Source organism: Methanocalculus sp. (assembly GCF_030651615.1).
GTDB lineage: Archaea > Halobacteriota > Methanomicrobia > Methanomicrobiales > Methanocorpusculaceae > Methanocalculus.
Genome location: NZ_JAUSCG010000077.1, coordinates 1 through 3,556 on the forward strand (window position 1 = coordinate 1; position 3,556 = coordinate 3,556).

Below are 3,556 nucleotides of genomic sequence, written 5' to 3' on the forward strand. Positions count from 1 at the left end.
GACGGAAGTGAAGGGGCATGGAGTCGGGGCCAGTAACTCCTTTACTTGTGATTTCGTCTCAGGAAATTGATGACATTCTCGGATTCAAGCCAGCCCTCATCCAGCTGTCGGATCCGATCATCAATCTGCTCGATCTGATCCTCGATCACCTCAACATACTCAGTTCTGTCCTCAAAGAGAGAGAGATACCCTCTGATCACCTGGAGAGGATTGCGGATATTATCACCAAGGATCGCAAATTGCTCAATATTATGGCCAATCTGCTCAATCGAAGCCTGTCGCTCCTCTTCAATATGCACCCGTTCGGAGATATCACGGGCAACCCAGATTGCAGCAGGCATGTCTTTGAGGAAAAATGAATGCATACTGACCTCAACAGGAACAGGATTGCTATTTTCGGGTGTGAAAAAACCAATAACATACTGAGTATCCAATCCCTGCATATCTCGATCGATATAAAAAATCTTTGAGAGGCGAATGCCGATAAGATGGTCATAGGAGAGACCAAGGAGAGTAAGAGCAGATAGATTTGCATCAAGGATCTCACCCGGCTTTGAATCCTTATCAACCGCAACAAGGAGCATCGGATCGATTGTTGAGTTAAAGAGGAGCCGAGATCGCCCTTCATTCTCCCGTATTATCTGTTGATCTTCATGGATCGCCATGAGCATGCTATTGATTGAGACTGCCAGTTCGGTTAATTCATCTTCACCCGATATGATAACAGATCTATTCATATGAGAATTTTTTGTTATATCCCGGACTTCCCGGTTCAGGCTGGTAATTCGCTTAAGAAGCGATTGATTGATCAGAAGATATATTACTATGCCATATACAAGAGCAAAGACAGCAATTACGATGAATGCCGACTGAACGGAGAGGAGGCCCTTTGCATAAATTGTCCTGTCCATTGTCACCGAGAGGGTGAGCATCGGTGCACCAGAGAGATCGGTCAGCACTTTACTGCCTGTGATCAGATGATCATCTTTCTGAATTGAAATGTCAGGAGAATAAAGTTCATCAGCAAATACAGTCAGAATGACCGGTTCACCTGTCTGACTGGAGAGATCTTCAATCCATTCTTCCTTCACAGCACGTGCAAAAAGAAGGGTACCCATCACCGGACCTTCACCTGAACTCATCAGAATTGGCCGTACCACAACAAGCATCGGGCCTGCTTCGGTCTGATAAAAACCCGACAATTCCTCTCTCCCAGTATCAAGAACACTCCGGTGGAGAGCATAGAGAGAATCAGGGACGGGAATATACTCCTCAGTGAGTGAGTCATATCTATGTCCAAAGGCGATAGTGCCATCGTTCGCTGTGATAACAATTGAATCAATATTCAAATAATCAAAAACAGTCTTATGAAGGTTTCGACCCGGATAATCCGGATCCAATCCCTGAACATAGAGGTACGTATCATCCCACATCGCCCAATCCTGCACACTGGCTGAGAGGAACGAGCGTTCCTGGTCGATGATACGGATAGTACGGTCAATAGTCTGATCCAGGATATCTTCTTCAAGGAGAACAAACTCCGAAAGGATAAACGCCTGCGTATAGAGACCAAGCCCCCCTATCAAACAGAGGCTTACGATTGCAATGATCGCTATTGTACGTCTCCTGATATCCATCTGTCCAACCTAATGGGAATTACGTAGAGCACCCGGTCCCTCAGCAACTATTTTATCATGAGTGAAGACGACGTACATTGATCTTTATGCGTAGTGATGAGATAAAAAAAGGGTACCCACGAGCTCCCAACCGCTCACTCCTCAGATCTCTTGGGGTGAGCAACGCTGAGATGGATCTCCCGTTCATTGGTATTGCAAATGCCTGGAATGACATTGTTCCCGGTCACATTCATCTCCGAAACCTGACAACGAAAGTCCGGGAAGGGATCGCTGCTGGTGGCGGCGTACCATTTGAGTTTGGAGTGATCGGTATCTGTGATGGGATTGCAATGGGACACCAGGGTATGCGATACTCCCTCCCGTCACGGGAAAATATCGCGGACTCAATCGAACTTATGGTTGAGGCACACCGGTTCGATGGTCTCGTCTGTGTCGGGACATGCGATAAGATTGTTCCAGGTATGCTGATGGCCGCAGCCCGGCTCGATATCCCCGCAATCATCGTTACCGGAGGACCGATGATGCCCGGATCGCTCAATGGAAAGGACCTCTCACTCATCGACGTCTTTGAAGGTGTCGGGAAAGTGGCAGCAGGCTCTTTCTCTGAAGAAGCACTCTGTACCCTTGAGTGTGCGGCGATGCCGGGATGCGGGAGTTGTCAGGGGCTCTATACTGCTAATACAATGGCATGCATGACTGAGGCGATGGGTATGTCCCTTGCAGGATCAGCAACTATACCTGCTGTTGAGTCCGATAAACTCAGAGTGGCAAGAGAGAGCGGGTGCCGCATTATGGATCTCGTGAGATCCGGGAAAACCGCCCGTACTATCATCACTGAACAGAGCCTCAGAAACGCTATAAGGGTTGATATGGCACTTGGCGGGTCCACCAACACCGTCCTGCACTTAATGGCAATCGCAAATGAAGCAAACATTCCTTTGAACCTTGAGGTCTTCAACAGGATCAGCGACGAGACCCCGCATATCTGCCATATGCAGCCATCAGGCCCGCATGCGATGGTTACACTCCATCGTGCAGGCGGAATCCCCGCAATCTTCAACCGCTTCATCGATCATCTTGAAGAGGCTGAGACGGTATCCGGAAAAACTGTTCATGAGATAGCAGAAGGCGTACAACTGATCGATGATGCGATCATCCATCCGCTCACTGATCCGATCCACTCAAGCGGCGGACTCCGAATTCTCTTTGGAACCCTTGCTCCAAACGGTGCGGTCATTAAATATGCAGCAGTTTCACAATCAATGTGGAAGCACAAAGGTCCGGCACGGGTCTTTGACGGTGAAGAGTCTGCGATGAAGGCAATCCTCTCACGGGAAATTCGAGAGGGGGATGTTGTTGTTATCAGGTACGAAGGACCGCGGGGTGGACCAGGTATGCCTGAGATGCTCTCACCAACATCAGCTTTGATGGGGCTTGGATACGAACGGGTGGTGCTTGTCACCGACGGCAGGTTCTCAGGTGGTACAAGGGGGCCCTGCATCGGTCATGTCGCACCGGAAGCCGAAGCAGGAGGGCCGATAGCCTTAGTCAGGGATGGGGATGAGATTTCAGTCGACCTCGCTGGAAAACGGCTTGATCTGCTCGTGGGTGAAACTGAAATTGAACGCAGACGGAGCATGTGGCGACCCAAAGCGCGCGCGTTGACCGGAGTTCTTGCACGCTATGCCCGAACCGTCGGGCAGGCAGATTCCGGAGCAGTCCAAAAATAATCACTTTTTTTGAAAAATATCCAATAAATATCCATATTTTCATTTTACCCGACCATCGGCAGTAACGATCTTATATCCTCAAAATAAATAGTACATAGTTTTATATATCAGTACAGGTTTAACTTTTAACTGTTAAATCATGGCTCTCGTCGATGGCTCCAATGTCTCCATATCCCATCTTGGCCTTGT

General features: G+C 48.6%; 2 protein-coding genes. One reads left to right on the plus strand and one right to left on the minus strand.

The features are described from left to right. Positions 1 to 41: 41 nt before the first annotated feature. Positions 42 to 1,637, minus strand: a complete 1,596-nt coding sequence (locus tag Q7V06_RS03085) for a CHASE4 domain-containing protein (protein WP_304837917.1) — start codon at positions 1,635 to 1,637, stop codon at positions 42 to 44. Between the two features lie 86 nt (positions 1,638 to 1,723). On the opposite strand from Q7V06_RS03085, the gene ilvD reads away from it, so the two are divergent. Then, positions 1,724 to 3,367, plus strand: coding sequence for a dihydroxy-acid dehydratase (gene ilvD / locus Q7V06_RS03090; RefSeq protein ID WP_304837920.1), 1,644 nt, complete (start codon positions 1,724 to 1,726; stop codon positions 3,365 to 3,367). Positions 3,368 to 3,556: the final 189 nt, after the last annotated feature.

What these genes read in the sequence shown, in the direction of transcription:
- Q7V06_RS03085 (WP_304837917.1), bottom strand. Translation starts at nt 1,637, where the DNA reads ATGGATATCAGGAGACGTACAATAGCGATCATTGCAATCGTAAGCCTC.
- ilvD (WP_304837920.1), top strand. Translation starts at nt 1,724, where the DNA reads ATGCGTAGTGATGAGATAAAAAAAGGGTACCCACGAGCTCCCAACCGC.